This is a genomic window from Citrobacter sp. C13, assembly GCF_014596815.2.
In the GTDB taxonomy this organism is placed as follows: Bacteria; Pseudomonadota; Gammaproteobacteria; order Enterobacterales; family Enterobacteriaceae; genus Citrobacter; species Citrobacter portucalensis.
In genome coordinates, this window is sequence record NZ_CP115024.1 from 799,064 (window position 1) to 820,220 (window position 21,157).

Annotated in this window: 19 protein-coding genes and 1 other RNA gene; 12 read left to right on the top strand and 8 right to left on the bottom strand. The window is 53.7% G+C overall.

Annotated features, from left to right (window positions below):
* Positions 1-358 precede the first annotated feature (358 nt).
* The 7 genes from epd to IB222_RS03900 all read left to right on the top strand — a co-directional run bounded on the left by epd (position 359) and on the right by IB222_RS03900 (position 7,628).
* Positions 359-1,387 carry an erythrose-4-phosphate dehydrogenase gene (gene epd / locus IB222_RS03870; protein ID WP_008785759.1) on the top strand — a complete coding sequence of 343 codons (1,029 nt, stop codon included), beginning with the start codon at positions 359-361 and terminating at the stop codon, positions 1,385-1,387.
* Between the two features lie 39 nt (positions 1,388-1,426).
* Positions 1,427-2,590: a phosphoglycerate kinase gene (gene pgk, locus IB222_RS03875; RefSeq protein ID WP_003027032.1), complete on the top strand. Its 1,164-nt coding sequence runs from the start codon at positions 1,427-1,429 to the stop codon at positions 2,588-2,590.
* Between the two features lie 214 nt (positions 2,591-2,804).
* Complete coding sequence (gene fbaA, locus IB222_RS03880) at positions 2,805-3,884, top strand: class II fructose-bisphosphate aldolase (RefSeq protein WP_003027029.1); 1,080 nt, start codon at positions 2,805-2,807, stop codon at positions 3,882-3,884.
* A 191-nt stretch (positions 3,885-4,075) separates the two neighbouring features.
* Positions 4,076-4,936, top strand: coding sequence for a small-conductance mechanosensitive channel MscS (locus tag IB222_RS03885; RefSeq protein ID WP_149281256.1), 861 nt, complete (start codon positions 4,076-4,078; stop codon positions 4,934-4,936).
* Positions 4,937-5,132: 196 nt separating this feature from the next.
* A complete protein-coding gene (argO, locus tag IB222_RS03890; RefSeq protein WP_003027005.1) occupies positions 5,133-5,768 on the top strand; it encodes an arginine exporter ArgO in 636 nt (211 codons plus the stop codon).
* A 93-nt stretch (positions 5,769-5,861) separates the two neighbouring features.
* Positions 5,862-6,608 (top strand): oxidative stress defense protein, encoded by a 747-nt coding sequence (locus tag IB222_RS03895; protein WP_003825465.1) that lies wholly within the window; start codon positions 5,862-5,864, stop codon positions 6,606-6,608.
* 123 nt (positions 6,609-6,731) lie between these two features.
* On the top strand, positions 6,732-7,628 hold the full coding sequence (locus tag IB222_RS03900) for a LysR family transcriptional regulator (RefSeq protein WP_003026999.1): 897 nt from the start codon (positions 6,732-6,734) through the stop codon (positions 7,626-7,628).
* Here the strand turns inward: IB222_RS03900 and IB222_RS03905 are convergent.
* The 5 genes from IB222_RS03905 to argP form a co-directional block, all read right to left on the bottom strand.
* Positions 7,625-9,091 carry an acetyl-CoA hydrolase/transferase family protein gene (locus IB222_RS03905; RefSeq protein ID WP_149384572.1) on the bottom strand — a complete coding sequence of 489 codons (1,467 nt, stop codon included), beginning with the start codon at positions 9,089-9,091 and terminating at the stop codon, positions 7,625-7,627. The genes IB222_RS03900 and IB222_RS03905 overlap by 4 nt on opposite strands.
* Positions 9,092-9,115: 24 nt before the next feature.
* On the bottom strand, positions 9,116-9,901 hold the full coding sequence (gene scpB, locus IB222_RS03910) for a methylmalonyl-CoA decarboxylase (RefSeq protein WP_008785757.1): 786 nt from the start codon (positions 9,899-9,901) through the stop codon (positions 9,116-9,118).
* 10 nt (positions 9,902-9,911) lie between these two features.
* Entirely contained in the window at positions 9,912-10,907 is a 996-nt protein-coding gene (meaB, locus tag IB222_RS03915) for a methylmalonyl Co-A mutase-associated GTPase MeaB (protein ID WP_149384573.1), read from the bottom strand.
* Complete coding sequence (gene scpA / locus IB222_RS03920; RefSeq protein ID WP_149384574.1) at positions 10,900-13,044, bottom strand: methylmalonyl-CoA mutase; 2,145 nt, start codon at positions 13,042-13,044, stop codon at positions 10,900-10,902. Before scpA ends, meaB begins: the two co-directional genes overlap by 8 nt.
* A 233-nt stretch (positions 13,045-13,277) precedes the next feature.
* Complete coding sequence (gene argP, locus IB222_RS03925) at positions 13,278-14,171, bottom strand: DNA-binding transcriptional regulator ArgP (protein ID WP_003825477.1); 894 nt, start codon at positions 14,169-14,171, stop codon at positions 13,278-13,280.
* 170 nt (positions 14,172-14,341) lie between these two features.
* On the opposite strand from argP, the gene rpiA reads away from it, so the two are divergent.
* A complete protein-coding gene (gene rpiA / locus IB222_RS03930; protein WP_003026986.1) occupies positions 14,342-15,001 on the top strand; it encodes a ribose-5-phosphate isomerase RpiA in 660 nt (219 codons plus the stop codon).
* 271 nt (positions 15,002-15,272) lie between these two features.
* On the top strand, positions 15,273-16,505 hold the full coding sequence (gene serA, locus IB222_RS03935) for a phosphoglycerate dehydrogenase (RefSeq protein WP_003825480.1): 1,233 nt from the start codon (positions 15,273-15,275) through the stop codon (positions 16,503-16,505).
* Between the two features lie 120 nt (positions 16,506-16,625).
* Here serA and IB222_RS03940 read toward each other — a convergent pair whose 3' ends face one another.
* The 3 genes from IB222_RS03940 to zapA all read right to left on the bottom strand — a co-directional run bounded on the left by IB222_RS03940 (position 16,626) and on the right by zapA (position 17,796).
* Positions 16,626-17,222 carry a 5-formyltetrahydrofolate cyclo-ligase gene (locus IB222_RS03940; RefSeq protein WP_003825482.1) on the bottom strand — a complete coding sequence of 199 codons (597 nt, stop codon included), beginning with the start codon at positions 17,220-17,222 and terminating at the stop codon, positions 16,626-16,628.
* 19 nt (positions 17,223-17,241) lie between these two features.
* A non-coding RNA gene (gene ssrS / locus IB222_RS03945) (6S RNA) lies at positions 17,242-17,425 on the bottom strand.
* A 41-nt stretch (positions 17,426-17,466) separates the two neighbouring features.
* Positions 17,467-17,796: a cell division protein ZapA gene (gene zapA, locus IB222_RS03950; RefSeq protein WP_003026980.1), complete on the bottom strand. Its 330-nt coding sequence runs from the start codon at positions 17,794-17,796 to the stop codon at positions 17,467-17,469.
* A 167-nt stretch (positions 17,797-17,963) separates the two neighbouring features.
* On the opposite strand from zapA, the gene IB222_RS03955 reads away from it, so the two are divergent.
* From IB222_RS03955 to ubiH, 3 genes are read left to right on the top strand one after another with little or no spacing between them, the layout of a single operon-like run.
* Positions 17,964-18,542, top strand: coding sequence for a YecA family protein (locus IB222_RS03955; RefSeq protein WP_003026978.1), 579 nt, complete (start codon positions 17,964-17,966; stop codon positions 18,540-18,542).
* A gap of 24 nt (positions 18,543-18,566) precedes the next feature.
* Entirely contained in the window at positions 18,567-19,892 is a 1,326-nt protein-coding gene (gene pepP / locus IB222_RS03960) for a Xaa-Pro aminopeptidase (RefSeq protein WP_148361497.1), read from the top strand.
* Positions 19,889-21,067: a 2-octaprenyl-6-methoxyphenyl hydroxylase gene (gene ubiH / locus IB222_RS03965; protein ID WP_126317436.1), complete on the top strand. Its 1,179-nt coding sequence runs from the start codon at positions 19,889-19,891 to the stop codon at positions 21,065-21,067. Before pepP ends, ubiH begins: the two co-directional genes overlap by 4 nt.
* Positions 21,068-21,157 lie beyond the last annotated feature (90 nt).

The following is a 21,157-nucleotide window of genomic DNA, read 5'->3' on the forward strand; positions in this document are numbered from 1 at the left end:
GGACTCGGACCTCGCGCTGGTGATTAGATGTAGGTTAGGGGGCTTTCTGATTTAAATCAGGGTGTGTAACACGACAACGAAATAATTTTGCTACGGTTATTCGTCATTCTGGAATATGGAATAAATTTAGCGTTGAAGGGCGTTAAAATGTGACGCAAGTCAGATAACTGTGTTCTGTTGCTGGACAATCATTCCTTTTATTCCGCGTTTCGCTTATTCTAGCTGAAGCGTTTCAGTCGATTAAATGTTCGACAATTAACCAATTAGTCGCAGTTTGCGACAGGTAAGGTTTCCCTGAGCGATTTGCTGCATTACTCTGTCTGCCACATCGTTTCTGAGAAATCCTTGCAGGAGACCTATGACCGTACGCGTAGCGATTAATGGTTTCGGTCGCATCGGACGCAACGTGGTTCGTGCTTTGTATGAATCCGGGCGTCGGGCGGAAATCACCGTGGTGGCAATCAACGAACTTGCGGATGCTGCAGGCATGGCGCATTTGTTGAAATATGACACCAGCCATGGACGTTTTGCCTGGGATGTTCGTCAGGAACGTGACCAGCTCATCGTTGGCGATGACGCTATCCGCATTCTGCATGAGCGAACACTCGATGCACTTCCATGGCGCGAACTGGGTGTCGACATCGTGCTGGATTGTACGGGGGTCTTCGGCAATCGCGAACACGGCGAGGCGCATATTGCCGCTGGTGCAAAAAAAGTGCTCTTTTCACATCCTGGTAGTCACGACATCGACGCAACCGTAGTGTATGGCGTTAATCAGGATCAGCTGCGCGCTGAGCACCGGATCGTTTCCAACGCTTCCTGCACCACGAATTGCATAATACCCGTCATTAAATTGCTGGATGATGCTTACGGCATTGAGTCTGGTACCGTCACCACGATCCACTCTGCGATGCACGATCAGCAGGTTATTGATGCTTATCATCCTGACCTGCGTCGCACGCGAGCGGCCAGCCAGTCGATTATTCCGGTTGATACCAAACTGGCGGCGGGCATCACGCGAATTTTCCCGCAGTTTAACGATCGTTTTGAAGCGATAGCGGTGCGTGTACCGACCATAAATGTGACGGCGATCGACTTAAGCGTGACGGTGAAAAAACCAGTAAAAGCCAGTGAAGTCAACCAGTTGCTGCAAAAAGCAGCACAAGGTGCATTTCATGGTATAGTTGACTATACGGAATTACCGTTGGTCTCTGTAGATTTTAACCACGACCCGCACAGCGCCATCGTTGATGGTACGCAAACGCGTGTGAGTGGCGCTCACCTGATCAAAACGCTGGTCTGGTGTGATAATGAATGGGGCTTTGCTAACCGTATGCTCGACACTACGTTAGCGATGGCTGCTATTGGTTTCAGGCTCGACGCTTGAGCGTCGACAAAACTTTATGAATCAACGAGAGGATTCACCATGTCTGTAATTAAGATGACCGATCTGGATCTGGCTGGTAAACGCGTTTTTATCCGTGCGGACCTGAACGTACCAGTTAAAGAAGGGAAAGTAACCAGCGATGCGCGTATCCGTGCTTCTCTGCCGACCATCGAACTGGCCCTGAAACAGGGTGCGAAAGTGATGGTAACTTCCCACCTGGGTCGTCCTACCGAAGGCGAGTACAACGAAGAATTCTCTCTGCTGCCGGTTGTTAACTACCTGAAAGACAAACTGTCTGCTCCGGTTCGCCTGGTAAAAGATTACCTGGACGGCGTTGAAGTCGCTGCCGGTGAACTGGTAGTTCTGGAAAACGTTCGCTTCAACAAAGGCGAGAAGAAAGACGACGAAGCACTGTCCAAAAAATATGCTGCGCTGTGCGACGTATTCGTAATGGACGCTTTTGGTACAGCTCACCGTGCACAGGCTTCTACTCACGGTATCGGTAAATTCGCTGATGTAGCTTGCGCAGGCCCGCTGCTGGCTGCTGAGCTGGATGCGCTGGGTAAAGCACTGAAAGAACCTGCTCGTCCGATGGTTGCTATCGTTGGCGGTTCTAAAGTTTCCACCAAACTGACCGTTCTGGATTCTCTGTCAAAAATCGCTGACCAGCTGATCGTTGGCGGTGGTATCGCGAACACCTTCGTTGCCGCTCAAGGCCACAACGTGGGTAAATCCCTGTACGAAGCTGACCTGGTTGACGAAGCTAAGCGTCTGCTGACCACTTGTGACATCCCGGTCCCGACCGACGTTCGCGTAGCGACTGAATTCTCTGAAACTGCACCGGCTACTCTGAAGTCCGTTAGCGATGTGAAAGAAGACGAGCAGATCCTGGACATCGGCGACGCTTCTGCACAGCAGCTGGCTGACATCCTGAAGAATGCGAAAACCATTCTGTGGAACGGCCCGGTTGGCGTGTTCGAGTTCCCGAACTTCCGCAAAGGTACTGAAATCGTTGCTAACGCTATCGCAGACAGCGAAGCGTTCTCTATCGCAGGCGGCGGTGACACCCTGGCAGCAATCGACCTGTTCGGCATTGCTGACAAAATCTCCTACATCTCTACTGGCGGCGGCGCATTCCTCGAATTCGTGGAAGGTAAAGTACTGCCAGCAGTAGCTATGCTCGAAGAGCGTGCTAAAAAGTAAGAATCTAATGGGCAGGGAAACCTGCCCAATTATTAGCGCGCTTTAGAGCACGCTTCAATTCTTTACACAAAATCATTCGAGTTGCATCAAGGCGGCAACAGAGTGAGTTCCCGGGAGCTTACTTACGTAAGTAACCGGGGCGAGCGAGGGCAGCCAACGATGAGGCGGCTTGAAGGATGATGTGTACAACGGCCGAAGATACAGGATTCGTAATATGTCTAAAATTTTTGATTTCGTAAAACCAGGCGTAATCACTGGTGATGACGTACAGAAAGTTTTCCAGGTAGCTAAAGAAAACAACTTTGCTCTGCCAGCAGTTAACTGCGTTGGTACCGACTCCATCAACGCCGTTCTGGAAACCGCTGCAAAAGTTAAAGCGCCGGTAATCGTACAGTTCTCCAACGGTGGTGCTTCTTTCATCGCGGGTAAAGGCGTGAAGTCCGACGTTCCTCAGGGCGCTGCAATCCTTGGTGCTATCTCTGGCGCGCATCACGTTCACCAGATGGCTGAACACTACGGTGTTCCGGTTATCCTGCACACTGACCACTGCGCGAAGAAACTGCTGCCGTGGATCGACGGTCTGCTGGACGCGGGTGAAAAACACTTCGCAGCAACCGGCAAACCGCTGTTCTCTTCTCACATGATCGACCTGTCTGAAGAGTCTCTGGAAGAGAACATCGAAATCTGCTCCAAATACCTGGCGCGCATGTCCAAAATGGGCATGACCCTGGAAATCGAACTGGGTTGCACCGGTGGCGAAGAAGACGGCGTGGACAACAGCCACATGGACGCTTCTGCACTGTACACCCAGCCGGAAGACGTTGATTACGCATACACCGAGCTGAGCAAAATCAGCCCGCGTTTCACCATCGCAGCTTCCTTCGGTAACGTTCACGGCGTTTACAAGCCGGGTAACGTTGTTCTGACCCCGACCATCCTGCGCGACTCTCAGGACTATGTTTCTAAGAAACATAACCTGCCGCACAACAGCCTGAACTTCGTCTTCCACGGCGGTTCCGGTTCTACTGCTCAGGAAATCAAAGACTCCGTAAGCTACGGCGTAGTGAAAATGAACATCGACACCGATACCCAATGGGCTACCTGGGAAGGCGTTCTGAACTACTACAAAGCGAACGAAGCTTACCTGCAGGGCCAGCTGGGCAACCCGAAAGGCGAAGATCAGCCGAACAAGAAATACTACGATCCGCGCGTATGGCTGCGTGCTGGTCAGGCAACCATGATCACCCGTCTGGAACAGGCTTTCAAAGAACTGAACGCGGTTGACGTTCTGTAATTTACGCCGTTCTACGTGACATGAGGCCCGCAAATGCGGGCCTTTTTTATTGCCATTTCAATATGCTGCTGGCAGAGAATTCTGTGATCTGTTTGGCAAAATCCAGGTTTATTGTTTACCCTTGTCAGATTGCCAGTCCCGTCAGGGCGGCTTTATTTCTCCCGTTTGGGTAAGCAAAAAAGGAATATTGAATGGAAGATTTGAATGTTGTCGACAGCATAAATGGTGCGGGCACCTGGCTGGTCCGCAATCAGGAGCTGCTGTTAAGCTATGCCGTCAACATTGTTGCGGCCATCGCCATTGTCATTATCGGTATGATCGTGGCACGCATCGTATCAAACACCGTTAATCGCCTGATGCTGGCACGTAAAATTGATGCAACCGTTGCTGACTTCCTCTCTGCACTGGTGCGTTACGGTATTATCGCGTTCACGCTGATTGCCGCTCTGGGCCGAGTTGGGGTACAAACCGCTTCTGTGATTGCCGTTCTCGGTGCCGCAGGTTTAGCCGTTGGTCTGGCACTGCAAGGTTCGCTGTCCAACCTCGCCGCTGGCGTGCTGCTGGTGATGTTCCGTCCGTTCCGCGCAGGTGAGTATGTAGACCTCGGAGGCGTAGCGGGAACCGTACTCAACGTGCAGATTTTCTCCACGACTATGCGTACCGTAGACGGTAAGATTGTGGTGATCCCAAACGGTAAAATCATTGCCGGGAACATCATTAACTTCTCTCGTGAGCCGGTTCGTCGTAACGAATTTATCATCGGCGTGGCTTACGACTCCGATATCGATCAGGTGAAAAAAATCCTCACCGATATCATTCAGTCTGACGAGCGTATCCTTAAAGATCGTGAAATGACGGTGCGCCTGAATGAGCTGGGCGCTTCCTCGATTAATTTTGTGGTACGCGTCTGGAGCAACAGTAGCGATCTGCAAAGCGTTTACTGGGACGTACTGGAGCGTATTAAACGCGAGTTTGACGCCAACGGTATCAGCTTCCCGTACCCGCAGATGGATGTGAACTTCAAGCGTGTGAAAGAGAGCGCGGCAGAGTAATCGCGTGCCCGGTGGCGCTATCGCTTACCGGGCCCACAGGTTTTATAGGCCGGATAAGGCGTCAGCCGTCATCCGGCATTTCCCCCTCCCCCCGTGGTATTAATTCTTCTTATCCCTGATTAAAATTATCCATTTCCGCTAATGTTTTCCCCGCGCTATAGTCTGCTCCTAAGAGAAACAGTTCGGGATGATTAACGTGTTATCGTATTATTTTCAAGGGCTTGCACTTGGTGCGGCTATGATACTTCCGCTCGGTCCGCAAAACGCCTTCGTGATGAATCAGGGGATCCGTCGCCAGTATCACATCATGATTGCTTTACTCTGCGCTATCAGCGACTTAGTGCTGATTTGCGCGGGGATCTTTGGCGGTAGCGCCTTGCTGATGCAGTCACCATGGCTGATGGCGCTTGTCACTTGGGGTGGGGTGGCATTTTTACTCTGGTACGGTTTCGGGGCGTTAAAAACGGCGATGAGCAGTAACCTGGAACTGGCCAGCGCCGAGGTGATGAAGCAGGGCCGCTGGAAAATTATCGCTACTATGCTGGCGGTGACATGGCTCAACCCCCATGTTTATCTGGATACCTTTGTGGTGCTGGGGAGTCTGGGAGGCCAACTGGACGTTGAGCCTAAGCGCTGGTTTGCGCTGGGTACTGTCAGCGCTTCGTTCCTGTGGTTCTTCGGTCTGGCATTGCTGGCGGCCTGGCTCGCTCCGCGTTTGCGCACTGCTAAAGCACAGCGGATCATCAATACCCTGGTAGGATTGGTGATGTGGTTTATCGCTTTTCAGTTGGCAAAAGAAGGTGTTGCGCACGTTCATGCGTTGTTCAACTAAGTGTTGTCTGATGGACAACGCAGCGAGATCGGCTAAGCTTGCCTGCATGTGCCCTGAGTTTCGGGGTAATTAATGAAACATGGAGGAACGACCGTGAAGTTCAAAATAATGGCCCTGGCGGCATTAGTCGGATTCAGCGCACTATCGGTACAGGCAAATGAGTTGCCAAATGGACCGCACATCGTGACTTCCGGAACGGCAAGCGTGGATGCGACACCAGACATCGCTACTCTGGCGATTGAAGTGAACGTAGCTGCAAAGGATGCGGCTTCAGCAAAGAAGCAGGCTGATGAGCGCGTGGCACAATATCTGTCCTTCCTTGAACAGAACCAGATAGCGAAGAAAGATATTAGCGCGGCAAACCTGCGCACCCAGCCGGACTACGACTACCAGAATGGTAAAAGCGTCCTTAAAGGCTATCGTGCGGTACGTACCGTTGAGGTCACGCTGCGTCAGTTGGACAAACTCAATGCGCTGCTCGATGGTGCACTGAAGGCCGGTCTGAATGAGATCCGTTCGGTATCGCTTGGCGTTGCCCAGCCGGATACTTACAAAGATAAAGCGCGTAAAGCAGCAATTGATGATGCTATTCATCAGGCTGAGCAGTTAGCTGCGGGCTTTAACAGCAAATTGGGGCCCGTTTACAGCGTGCGTTACCATGTTTCCAATTATCAACCGAGCCCGATGGTACGGATGATGAAAGCAGATGCAGCGCCTGCGACATCCGCTCAGGAAACCTACGAACAGCCGGTTATTCAGTTTGACGATCAGGTTGATGTGGTCTTCCAGATTGAGCCGACGGCGGGGCAACCAGCAGCAACGCCAGCCAAAACCCAGTAATCATTGCAGACCCGGCTTTCCAGCCGGGTTTTTTCTGTGAGCAACTGTAAAAATGAGACCCCACATCCAGTCTTTTTTTTCGCCGTAATGAGGATAGGCCATAGCGATTTTTAAGGGGACGCTATGGATATTTTTATCTCGAAAAAGATGCGTAATTTCATTCTGCTGGCGCAAACCAATAACATCGCCAGAGCGGCAGAAAAAATACATATGACCGCATCGCCTTTCGGTAAAAGCATTGCCGCACTGGAGGATCAAATCGGCTATACGCTGTTTACCCGCAAAGATAACAACATCAGCCTGAATAAAGCCGGACAGGAACTGTATCAGAAGCTGTTTCCCGTTTATCAGCGCCTTTCTGCCATTGATAACGAAATCCATAACGCCTCTCGCCGCTCGCGGGAAATCGTCATCGGGATCGACAATACCTACCCAACGATTATTTTTGACCAGTTGATTAGCCTTGGTGACAAGTATGACGGCGTGACGGCTCAGGCCGTTGAATTCAGCGAGAATGGGGTTATTGATAACCTGTTCGATCGCAAACTGGATTTTATTATCTCGCCGCAGCACGTTTCCCCCCGCGTCCAGGAACTGGAGAATCTGGCGATTAGCGAGCTGCCTCCGCTGCGTCTGGGGTTTCTCGTTTCCCGGCGCTACGAAGAAAAACAGCCGCAGGATCTGCTGCGTGAGCTGCCCTGGCTGCAAATGCGCTTCCAGAATCGCGCCAACTTTGAGGCGATGCTGGATGCATACATGCGACCCTGCGGGATCAACCCGACGATTATCTACCGTCCGTATAGCTTTATGGCCAAGATTAGCGCGGTAGAGCGCGGGCAGTTTTTGACGGTAATCCCTCACTTCGCCTGGCGGCTGGTGAACCCGTCGACGTTAAAGTATTTCGATGCACCCGGCAGCCCCATGTATATGCAGGAGTTTCTCTATTCGCTGAAAAATCATCGCTATACCGCCACCATGCTCCAGCATATTGCTGAAGATCGTGACGGTAGCGCAAGTTAACCGAGCATCGATCCAGTCTCGAGAAGGTTGCGATGCAGATCGAACGCATGGCTGAGATCGTGATGGATATGCCCGCCGGGCGCTTTCTCCAGATAGCGGTGCAGATAATCCCGGTAAAGAGGGTGTGCACAGTTATCGATAATCGTGTGCGCCCGCTGCATCGGAGATAGCCCACGCAGATCGGCAATCCCTTGTTCGGTCACGATCACTTTAACGCTATGTTCGCTGTGGTCGACATGGCTGCACATCGGTACGATGGTGGAGATTTTCCCGCCTTTGGCAATCGACGGCGCCATAAAGATAGACAGGTAGGCATTGCGCTCGAAATCCCCGCTGCCGCCGATGCCATTCATCAGGTTCACCCCCGCAACGTGCGTGGAATTGGCATGGCCGTAGATATCAAACTCCAGGCCGACGTTGAGCGCAATAACCCCCAGCCGACGGATGATTTCCGGGTTATTGGAGATCTCCTGCGGGCGCAGCACAATCCGGCTGGCGAAGAAGTCCATGTTGTCGTAAATCTTCTGTAGCGACGGGGCTGAAATGGTCAGGCTGGAGGCACTGGCACCTGTTATCTTGCCCGTTTCCAGCAGATGCACCACCGACTCCTGCAACACCTCCGAATACATCATAAAGGGCGGGATATCCGGGTTTTCCCCCAGCCGCGCCATCACCGCGTTGTTGATATTGCCCACGCCGCTTTGTAAGGGTAGAAATTCCGCTGGAATGCGTTTGTGCGCCATTTCTGCCAGCAGGAAAGTGACTACGTTATCGGCAATTTGCTGGCTGACCGGATTGGTTTTATCCGCCGCATTTCCGGCATCGGGCAGCTCGGTATCCACCACTGCAACCACCTTTTTGGGGTCTATCTGTACGCACTGACTGCCTACGCGATCCATGGTATGAAAAATAGGTACGCTGTTACGCCGCGGCGGCGCACCGGGTATCACGATGTCGGCAAACTCTGCCACGCGCGGATTATGGTAATGATTCAGCTCGATAATCACCTTTTTCGCCCGCAGCAGCCAGGTCGGCGCATTACCAATACCGCTGGAAAGCCAAATCCGGCCATCTGGCGCAATGGCGGAGGCTTCAATGACGGCAACATCGATATCGCCAAAAAAACCGTAATTGACCATTTGCGCCACTTCGCTCAAATGGAGATCGACAAACCTCACCTGGCCCTGATTAATTTTCTCGCGCAGGCCCGATGATGTTTGATAAGGCGCGCGCCAGGAAACGGCATCCGCCGCGGATAGTACATCATCAGCGGCGGCGCCAATTGATGCTCCGGTCAGCAGGCGGATTTGAAAAGGCTGTCCGTTCTGATGCTGTTCACAGGCGCGTTGGGCAATTGCACTGGGTAACGCTTTTGGCGAACCCGCGGGGGTAAAGCCGCTAAACGCCACCATATCATCGTGCTGGATAATTTCTGCCGCCTGTTCGGCGCTCATCCGTTTCATGGCCGTCTCCTTCCTCGGACGTGATTAATGGCCAACAAAATTTGGTTTACGTTTTTCCATAAACGCGTTCATCCCTTCCTGATAATCCTCGCTGTCGTATACCGCGCGGCGCATACCCTGAATACGCTCGAACTCATCGGAATTCATGGTGTGCGCTTCACCCAGCACGCGCAGCTCTTCTTTGATGACAGCGATTGCCAGCGGCGCTTTTTCCGAGATGTGGTGCGCCATTTGCAGAGTGAAATCTTCCAGCTCTTCGACGGGCACGACATGGTTAAGGATCCCAACCGCCATGGCGCGTTGAGCGGTAATGGGCGAAGCGGTAAAAATCAGCTCTTTAACGATGTGAAAACCAGCGTCGCGGGTCAGGTTGTGGATGCCCACAAGGTTATACGGCACGCCGAGGTTGACCGGGGTCATTGAGAAAGTGGAGGTACTGGCTGCAATGATCAGATCGGAACTCATGATCATCTCAAACGCGCCGCCCCAGACGCTGCCTTCGACCATGGAGATCACCGGCTTCGGATATTTTTGGATCATGCGGGTGATCTGACGCAGCGGATCGTCATAGGAGAGCGGATCGCGTCGTCCGGTCGGGAGTTCATGAATATCATGCCCGGCAGAGAACACTTTGGCCCCGCTCGGGGCGCGCAGAATGATGCAGCGAATGTCCGCACGATTGAGATCGCTCAGCGCCTGCATCAGATCGTCAATAAACACTTTACTCAGGGCATTGAGCTTGCGGGCGTAATTGAACTCAATAACCGCGACTTTCTGGATGATGACCACGTTGACGTATTGATAAGACATAATGTTCTCTTTATTGAAAGTAATGATGCTGGATAAATTCGCTGATGTGCCGCAGACCAGTGCGCGGCGAAAGATCATTGTTTTTGACGGCCTGTAGCGTCTGCTGGAAATAGCGGTCGAAATCAGTGCGGGCAAACAACAGATGCAGGGCTTCTTCTTCAGCCTGCTGGTGTAACCAGTCCACCGCCTGCTGCTGGCGAACTTTTCCAAGTTTACCGCTGGCGGTCAGGCACGTTTTAAAATCGGTTATTGCTTGCCAGACCTCCTCGATACCGCGTTTTTCCAGGGCGCTACAGGTCAGGACCTGCGGCTGCCACTCGTCATATTTACGGCGCAGAATATGCAGGGCGGATTCATACATATGGCGGGCGATGGCCACGCTGGTATGGTTCTCGCCGTCGTCTTTATTGATGACGACCAGATCCGCCATTTCCATCAGGCCTTTTTTGATGCCCTGTAAATCGTCGCCACCGCCAGCGATTTGCAGTGAGATAAAGCAATCCACCATGCCTGCGACTTCGGTTTCGGACTGCCCAACGCCGACGGTTTCCACAATCACCACGTCAAAGCCAGCCGCTTCGCACAGCAGCATTAATTCCCGGGCGCGCTGGCTGGCACCGCCTAAATGACCGCTGGAAGGGACCGGGCGAATAAACGCAGATTCGGCGCGGGCCAGCTCCGTCATGCGGGTTTTATCGCCAAGAATGCTGCCGCCGCTGACCGGGCTGCTGGGATCGACGGCGATCACCGCTACCCGTAATCCGTGGTGGATAAGCAGCATGCCGAATGCTTCCAGGAAAGTGCTTTTGCCCGCGCCCGGCGTACCGGTGATCCCCAAACGCAGGGCGTTACCGGTGAACGGCATAATCGCGTCCAGCAATTGCGTACTCAGCGGCTGGTGGCGCGGGTGGTTGCTTTCGGCCAGCGTCATCGCCTGGGCGAGCGTAGCCCGTTCACCGAGTCGCAAACGACGGACGGTATCTTCAAGCGTGGCGGCGTTAATCATGATGCTGACTGATACGGGTTAACACATCGCGGACGCTGTCGAGCATTGGTGTGCCGGGGCCATAAATGGCTGCCACGCCATGCTCGTGCAGAAAGTCGTAATCCTGCGGCGGAATAACACCTCCTGCTACCACGCAGATATCTTCACGCCCCCATTTTTTGAGTGCGGTAACCAGTTCCGGGATCAGCGTTTTATGGCCGGCGGCCAGCGATGAGGCACCAATCACATGCACATCGTTTTCTACCGCCAGGCGGGCGATCTCTTCCGGTGTGGAGAACATCGGGCTGAGATCGACATCAAAGCCGAGATCGGAGTAGGCGCTGGCGATCACCTTCGCGCCGCGATCGTGGCCGTCCTGACCCATCTTGGCGATCAGAATACGCGGGCGGCGGCCATTTTCCGCGAGGAACTGTTCGGTTTGCGCAACGATGGTATCGAACTCATCGGCGGATTTATCAGACTGATGATAGCTTTGCGCAATCACTCCGGTGACGCACTGGCTGGGAACCAGATACCGATCAAAAGCGACTTCCAGCGCGTCGGAGATTTCACCCAGCGTGGCGCGAACGCGGGCGGCGTTGACGGCAGCAGCCAGCAGGTTTTCATTATGTTGCGCGGCGTGGGTCAGCGCGGATAGCGCGGTCTTGACGGCATCGTTGTTGCGGGTGGCGCGGATATGTTTCAGCGAGGCAATCTGCTCGTTGCGCACCTTCACGTTGTCGATCTCCAGTACCGACGTCTCGTCTTCTTTATCCAGCTTGTACTTATTGACGCCGACGATAACGCGCTTACCCTGGTCGATCAGCGACTGTTCACGCGCGGAAGCTTCTTCGATCATCCGTTTAGGGAGCCCGGCTTCGATCGCTTTCGCCATGCCGCCTGCCTCATCAATCTGTTTGATGATCGTGCGTGCCTGCTTCACGATTTGATCGGTGAGTGACTCGACGTAATACGATCCGGCCAGCGGATCGATGGTGCGGCAGATCTCTGATTCTTCCTGAATGATGATTTGCGTATTACGCGCAATACGGGCGGAGAAATCGGTGGGCAGACCGAGCGCTTCATCAAAGGCGTTGGTATGCAGCGACTGGGTACCGCCAAGCGTAGCGCCGAGTGCTTCAATGGTAGTACGCACCACGTTGTTGTACGGGTCCTGCTCGGTCAGGCTCCAGCCGGACGTCTGGCAGTGGGTACGCAGAGCGAGAGATTTCGGGTTGGTCGCACCAAAGCTACTGACCGCTTCACTCCACAAATAGCGCGCTGCGCGCAGCATGGCGACGTTCATAAACAGATCCATGCCGATACCGAAGAAGAACGACAGGCGCGGGGCGAAATCATCTATTTTCAGTCCGGCGGAAAGTGCGGCTTTGATGTATTCAATACCGTCTGCCAGCGTAAAGGCCACCTGCTGTACGCAGTTTGCTCCGGCTTCACCCATGTGATAGCCGCTGATGCTGATGGTGTTAAAGCGCGGCATGTTGCCGGAGCACCAGGCGATGATGTCGGCGATAATGCGCATGGACGGTTTTGGTGGATAAATGTAGGTGTTACGGCACAGGTACTCTTTCAGAATATCGTTCTGAATGGTCCCGGTGAGTTGTTCCGGCGCTACACCTTGTTCTTCTGCAGCGACGATATAAAACGCCAGTACCGGCAGAACCGCGCCGTTCATGGTCATCGATACCGACATCTTATCCAGCGGGATCTGGTCGAACAGCACCTTCATATCTTCGACGGTATCGATCGCCACGCCCGCTTTGCCGACGTCACCTGCCACGCGCGGGTTGTCAGAGTCATAGCCACGATGGGTGGCAAGGTCAAAGGCGACGGAAAGCCCTTTTTGCCCGGCGGCGAGGTTGCGGCGGTAAAAGGCGTTGGACTCTTTGGCGGTAGAGAAACCAGCGTATTGACGAATGGTCCACGGCTGCGCGGTATACATGGTGGCGCGCGGGCCACGCACGTAAGGCGGCAGACCGGGAAGGGTGCCCGTGACTTCCAGATTATCGAGGTCTTCTTCGGTGTACAGCGGCTTGATGGCAATCCCTTCCGCCGTCTGTCTTTCCAGCGACTCGACGGTTTTTTCCCGTCGACTGAGTTCTTTATTGGCGAGTGTTTGCCACTCCTGCACGTTTGCCATTTTTTGCTCCGTATTACGCAATAAGTTGAATCTTTGCGAATACGGTGAGCTTTTTCATTTGGCTTGTCGCCAGCAAAAAATAGCCAACAGGGCGTCGTTTTTTGCCGCGTGGCGTGTTTGATTTTGTGATTTATTTCAAAGACGTGGCGGGAATAGCATGAAAAGAGGGTAAAAGACTTGTCGGCCGGATAGGGCGTTACGCCACCATCCGGCACTCAGAGGTTATGAGCGGTTTAATCCTGACGCAGTACGTTGTGACCATAGGCCAGCAGCGCATCGGTGACGTTGCGCATCATGCGGCTTTCCGGCGCAAAACGGTGCCAGTACAGCATCCGGCGCTGGAACAGGCCCGGCGTTAAGTCGATAAGTTCGCCGCTTTCCAGTTCTTTCTCAATCTGCAAGTGGGGGATCATGCAGCAGGTCGTTCCCTGACGCGCCAATTGAACAAAGGCTTCAGACGAGTTAACGATATGGCACGGCACGCTGCCCGGCGGCAGGTCGAAGTTTTGTTGCAGGAACGCCTGGTGCATATCATCAAGATGGTCAAACGCTACCGCTGGAGCTTTCAGCAGGGCAGAGCGGGTGACGCCGTTAGGGAAATAACGCTCGGCGAAAGGTTTAGAGCCAACAAACAGGTAGTCCAGCGCGCCGAGTTTATCCACCAGGCAGCTTGGCAGCGCCTGATGTTGAATACTCACCGCACCGACCACTTCACCACGACGCAGACGTTCCTGAGTTCGGGTTTCATCCTCAACCTGCAGGTTCAGCCGAATCGGCGAATTTGCCAGTACCGGAGCCAGCGCCGGAAGCAACCAGGTCGCCAGACTGTCGGCGTTCACCGCCAGTGAGAGCAGCAGCGGCGTCGAACCGGTTTGTTCATCACCCAGCCACTCGTCTTCGAGCAGTTCAACCTGACGCAAAAGCGCCAGTAGTTTTTGCCCCTGTTCGGTTGGGCGTGGTGGTACGGTACGCACCAGCAGCGGTTGTCCGAACATATTCTCAAGCTGTTTTATGCGCTGTGAAACCGCGGATTGCGTGATGCACAGCTTTTGCGCCGCGCGCTCAAATCCTCGTTCACGAATAACCGCATCCAGTGCTTGTAGTGTTCTGTAGTCCGGACGTTTCATTGCTTTGACGCACTCCTGAAAATTTTGCTTGTTCTGCACTATGACACAAATTTAGGTTGGGTAAAGACGAAATCCGCCGCTTGCGAGCGGGTGTGGGGACATTTTTCTGCACAATGTTCTATAATGCGCGTGAATTTTCCCACCATATTCACACCACAGGCGAAACGATCATGACGCAGGATGAACTGAAAAAAGCAGTAGGATGGGCGGCACTTCAGTATGTACAGCCCGGTACCATTGTGGGCGTAGGTACAGGTTCAACAGCCGCACACTTTATTGATGCGCTGGGCACAATGAAAGGTCAGATTGAAGGTGCGGTATCCAGTTCGGACGCTTCAACCGAAAAACTCAAAAGCCTCGGTATCCACGTGTTCGATCTTAACGAAGTGGACAGCCTCGGCGTATACGTTGACGGCGCGGATGAAATCAACGGCCACATGCAGATGATCAAGGGCGGCGGCGCAGCGTTGACCCGTGAAAAAATTATTGCTTCCGTGGCGAAGAAATTTATCTGTATTGCCGACGCGTCCAAAGAAGTCGATATTCTCGGTAACTTCCCGCTGCCGGTTGAAGTGATCCCAATGGCGCGCAGCGCTGTGGCTCGCCAGTTGGTGAAGCTGGGCGGTCGTCCTGAATACCGTCAGGGTGTAGTGACGGACAATGGTAACGTGATCCTTGATGTACACGGTCTGGAGATCCTCGATGCAGTCGCGATGGAAAACGCCATCAATGCGATTCCGGGCGTGGTAACCGTCGGTCTGTTTGCCAACCGTGGTGCGGATGTCGCGCTGATCGGTACGCCAGACGGCGTGAAAACTATCGTAAAATGATCTGACGGGAGTGTCTTCTCCCGTTAAAAAAATTTTGGCAGGGCAAATTTGGTGACTTGTGTCACGTTTATAATATTGTCCTGCCGATCTCTCCAAAGAAAAAGTTATCGCCAGTATTTTCCTCTGACATTTCTCTCTGAATGACATTTCTTCAGCACGGCGACGCAAACGTTCATATTGCCGCAATATTATTTTTTGATATGTTGAAGAGACGGATGAAAATCCCACACACAACACATCAGTTTGAACAAAAAAAGACAGGGTCGGGGAAATGGCAAAGGTATCACTGGAGAAAGATAAGATTAAATTTCTGCTGGTTGAAGGCGTGCATCAAAAAGCGCTCGAAAGCCTTCGTGCAGCAGGTTATACCAACATCGAGTTTCATAAAGGCGCTCTGGACACTGAACAACTGAAAGAGTCCATCCGTGATGCCCACTTCATTGGCCTGCGATCCCGTACCCATCTGACTGAAGATGTGATTGACGCCGCAGAGAAACTGGTCGCGATTGGCTGCTTCTGTATCGGCACCAACCAGGTTGATCTCAGCGCTGCGGCAAAGCGCGGGATCCCCGTGTTTAATGCGCCATTCTCTAACACGCGTTCCGTTGCGGAACTGGTGATTGGCGAACTGCTGCTCCTGCTACGCGGCGTACCCGAAGCAAACGCCAAAGCACACCGCGGCGTGTGGAATAAACTGGCTACCGGCTCGTTTGAAGCGCGTGGCAAAAAACTGGGGATCATCGGCTACGGCCACATTGGTACTCAGCTAGGCATTCTGGCGGAATCGCTGGGGATGCACGTCTATTTCTATGATATTGAAAATAAACTCCCGCTCGGCAACGCCACGCAGGTGCAGCATCTTTCCGACCTGCTCAATATGAGCGACGTGGTCAGTTTGCACGTACCGGAAAATGCCTCCACCAAAAATCTGATGGGCGCGCGTGAGATTGCCTTGATGAAACCAGGCGCGCTGCTGATTAACGCCGCACGCGGCACAGTTGTTGATATTCCTGCGCTGTGCGACGCGTTAGCGACCAAGCACCTGGCAGGGGCAGCAATCGACGTATTCCCAACCGAGCCGGCAACCAACAGCGATCCTTTCACTTCGCCGCTGTGTGATTTCGACAACGTGATCCTGACACCGCACATTGGTGGTTCAACGCTGGAAGCACAGGAAAACATCGGTCTGGAAGTGGCTGGGAAACTGACCAAGTATTCCGACAACGGCTCTACGCTGTCTGCAGTTAACTTCCCGGAAGTTTCGCTGCCGCTGCACGGTGGTCGTCGTCTGATGCACATTCACGAAAACCGTCCGGGCGTTTTGACCGCGCTGAACCAGATTTTTGCCGAGCAGGGCGTCAACATTGCCGCACAGTATCTGCAGACTTCCGCGCAGGTAGGTTACGTGGTTATCGATATTGAAGCGGATGAAGATGTAGCAGAGAAAGCGCTGCTGGCAATGAAAGCCCTTCCGGGAACCATTCGCGCTCGTCTGCTGTACTGATTTCCTCTACATGGGCAGGCGGTTGACCTGCCCATCTTTCCTCTGATTTCCCGGCCTCAAAATCTCCTCCTGTCACGCATACATTCTGTTTTCGAGCCTTGCCGCAATTGGCAAAAAAAGCTACCACTCCCAGATTTTGGATGGCGTCACCACCGCAGGCAGTGGGATATCCCATTCTTCGACAGGCAGCTTTTCCACTCGCTGACAATCGTGCGCGTAGCCTACGGGCTGGATCTTATGCTGCTGCCAGTTTTGCAACGTACGGTCATAAAATCCACCGCCCATACCCAGGCGTTGCCCGACCTCATCAAACGCCACTAACGGCGTAATCAGTACATCCAGCTGTGAGAGCGGCAATACGTCACGTACATCAAGCCGTGGTTCCTGGATCTTTAAGCGATTGGTTACCAGGTCGCTGTGCGGATGATAGTGCAGGAACAGCAGGTTGCCAGGGCTGAAGGGATGAAGAACCGGAAGATAGACGCGCTTGCCCGCTCGCCACAGCTGATCTATTAGCGGCTGGGTATCGAGTTCGCCATCGAACGAGAGGAATACCGCCACGGTATGAGCGAGTACAACAGGGGGATAACTGAGCATTCGGGTCGCGGCTTGCTGACCGTATTGTCGTTGCTGTTCGGAAGTAAGCGCACGACGACGCTGCCGAATCAGTTGACGGATTTCTTGCCGGGATAAAGGGAGTTCAGAAAGTAATGTCATGGCTGTTGCCAGGTAGAAGGGAATCTCCGAGATGCCGCCGCAGGCTGTAACCCTTGAACCCTTGGTTCAAGGTGAATGCGTCGTCACAGTTTTAAGGCTTCTCGGACGGGCCGAGCATGCTCACCAACCGTGGAGCGCCACATTCTTGTGGTATGAAATATCGGCTCAGGGGACTGGCCCGCTTGCAAACACCTCAGAGAAATTTTGTCTTCACGGTCACTCTACCACAGTAAACCGAAAAGTGTTATTCAAAGTTTTGGCCCGTTTTTTCGGTTATGCGACCCTGATCAAGCAACGCCTGTTCGATGGTCTGTTGTAGCATCCGAATACGTTGTTCCATGCTCGCCGCGTACTCACGCGTCTTCGCTTTTTCCTGAGTTAATTCATAGCTGATGTTCAACGCGGCGATGAAAACCAACTGCTCAGTATTTGTGACTCTAGTGCGAACTTTCAGATCTTGCAATCGCTGATTGAGATCGTCCGCAGCCTGATTCAACGCATCCCTTTGTTCAGGCGGGCAATTCACTCGCAGTGAACGGCCAAATATTTGGATATCGACGGGTTGTGCAGACATGCCACCTTCCTGCTGATTGACTGCGCTGCCTTCGTCTCCAGACCGTGGGTCCGCGAAGGGGCGACACTATAGCTACCCTGGTATCAAGATACAAGCCCTTTTCTGGTCCACCAGGGTCCAAAGTGGTAGCATACCATGAATATTCCTCCCTTTGATGACGAATGCTTATGTCTATACAGAACGAAATGCCTGGTTACAACGAAGTTAGCCAGTTTTTGAACCAACAAGGGGCTGGATTAACCCCGGCCGAAATGCACGGCTTGATAAGCGGAATGATTTGCGGCGGAAATAACGACAGCTCATGGCAGCCGCTGCTGCACGACCTGACGAACGAAGGTCTGGCCTTTGGTCACGAGCTGGCTCAGGCGCTGCTGAAAATGCACTCAGCCACCAGTGATGCCCTCGAAGACGACGGCTTCCTTTTTCAGCTTTATCTGCCTGAAGGGGATGACGTCAGCGTGTTCGATCGCGCCGATGCGCTGGCGGGATGGGTAAACCACTTTTTACTGGGCCTTGGCGTCACGCAACCGAAGCTCGACAAAGTGACCGGCGAAACCGGGGAAGCGATTGACGACCTGCGCAATATCGCTCAATTGGGATATGACGAAGACGAAGATCAGGAAGAGCTGGAAATGTCGCTCGAAGAGATCATCGAATACGTGCGCGTAGCCGCCTTGCTGTGTCATGACACGTTTACGCGTCAGCAGCCGACCGCGCCGGAAGTCCGTAAACCGACTCTGCACTAAGAACGAAACGCAAAGGAGAGTGTGATGAGCGAGATATCTCAGCAAGAATTCCAGCGTCGTCGCCAGGCTTTACTGGCACAAATGCAGCCCGGCAGCGCCGCGCTGATTTTTGCCGCACCGGAAACGACGCGTAGCGCGGACAGTGAATACCCTTACCGCCAAAGCAGTGATTTCTGGTACTTCACCGGTTTTAACGAACCTGAAGCCGTGCTGGTGCTGATCAAAAGTGATGACACTCATAACCACAGCGTTTTGTTCAATCGGGTTCGCGATCTGACGGCGGAGATCTGGTTTGGCCGCCGTCTGGGCCAGGATGCTGCCCCGGTAAAACTTGGCGTTGACCGGGCGCTGGCCTTCAGTGAAATCAATCAACAGCTGTATTTGCTGCTCAATGGTCTGGACGCGGTATACCACGCCCAGGGCGAGTATGCCTGGGCCGACGAGATTGTGTGCACGGCGCTGGATAAACTGCGCAAAGGCTCCAGACAAAATCTGCACGCGCCTGCCGCGATTATCGACTGGCGTCCGATGGTGCATGAAATGCGCCTGTTCAAATCACCGGAAGAAATCGCGGTCATGCGTCGTGCCGGAGAAATCACCGCACTGGCGCATACCCGCGCGATGGAAAAATGCCGTCCGGGAATGTTTGAATACCAGTTAGAAGGGGAGATTCACCATGAATTTACCCGTCATGGCGCGCGTTATCCGTCCTATAACACGATTGTCGGCAGCGGTGAAAACGGCTGTATCCTGCATTACACCGAAAATGAAAGTGAAATGCGCGATGGCGATTTGGTGCTGATTGACGCTGGCTGTGAATACAAAGGCTATGCGGGTGACATTACGCGGACCTTCCCGGTAAACGGCAAATTTACCCCAGCACAGCGTGAAATCTACGATATCGTGCTGGAATCCTTAGAGACCAGCCTGCGTCTGTATCGTCCCGGAACGTCCATTCAGGAAGTCACTGGCGAAGTGGTGCGTATCATGATTACGGGGCTGGTGAAGCTTGGCATTCTGCACGGTGATGTCGATCAGTTGATTACTGAAAATGCGCATCGCCCATTCTTTATGCATGGTCTAAGCCACTGGCTGGGTCTGGATGTGCACGATGTCGGCGTTTATGGTCAGGACCGCTCACGCATTCTTGAGCCGGGAATGGTACTCACCGTCGAACCGGGACTGTATATCGCGCCGGATGCTGATGTACCACCGGCTTATCGTGGTATCGGCATTCGTATTGAGGATGACATCCTCATCACCGAGGACGGCAATGAAAACCTGACCGCCAGCGTAGTGAAGAAAGCCGATGACATTGAAGCCTTAATGGCTGCGGCGCGACTGCAATGAGTGTGATTATCGTTGGTGGTGGTATGGTTGGCGCGACGCTGGCGCTGGCCATTTCTCAGCTCAGCCATGGGACTCTGCCGGTTCATCTGATAGAAGCGAGCGAACCTGAAACTGACCGCCATCCCGGGTTTGACGCCCGGGCGATCGCGCTGGCGGCAGGAACCTGCCAACAGCTGGCGCGAATTGGCGTATGGCAGGCGATTGCCGATTGCGCAACGGCCATTAAAACGGTTCACGTCAGCGATCGCGGCCATGCCGGATTTGTGACGCTGGATGCGCAGGAATACCGTATTCCAGCTCTGGGCCAGGTGGTAGAACTGCACGACGTCGGGCTGCGTCTGTTTGCGCTGCTGCGCAAAGCACCGGGTGTCACATTGCACTGCCCCGACCGCGTAGCCAGCGTGTCGCGCACGCAGGATCGCGTTGAAGTGACGCTGGAGAATGGCGAGATGATTACCGGTCGCCTGCTGGTGGCTGCTGACGGCACGCGTTCCGCACTGGCGACTGCCTGCGGTGTTGACTGGCTGCAACAGCCTTATGAACAACTGGCGGTGATTGCCAACGTCACGACCTCTGTACCGCACGACGGGCGAGCGTTTGAACGCTTCACGCAATATGGCCCGCTGGCAATGCTGCCAATGTCTGACGGTCGCTGCTCGCTGGTGTGGTGCCATCCACTGGAGCAGCGTGATGAGATCATGACCTGGTCCGACGAACAGTTTTGCCGTGAACTACAAACCGCTTTTGGCTGGCGACTGGGACGTATTACCCAGGCTGGTAAACGCAGCGCTTATCCGCTTTCGTTAACTACGGCGCTGAAAGCGATTACCCATCGTACCGTGCTGGTAGGGAACGCCGCCCAGACGCTGCATCCCATTGCCGGGCAAGGTTTCAACCTTGGCCTGCGCGATGTAATGAGCCTTGCTGAGACGCTGACGCAGGCGCAAAACGGCGCGGAAGATGTCGGTGATTATGCGGTGCTGGCACGTTATCAGCAGCGCCGCGAGCGCGATCGCGAGACGACGATTGGTGTGACCAACAATTTAGTGTATTTGTTTGCCAATCACTGGGCCCCGCTGGTTGTTGGGCGCAATGTCGGGTTGATGGCGATGGAATTATTCACCCCTGCGCGCGATGCGCTGGCGGAGCGGACCCTGGGTTGGGTTGCACGATAAATATGACCTGTAGGTCGGATAAGGCAACGCCGACATCCGGCAAGGGTCCCCGCAAAAATGCCTGATGGCGCTGCGCTTATCAGGCCTACG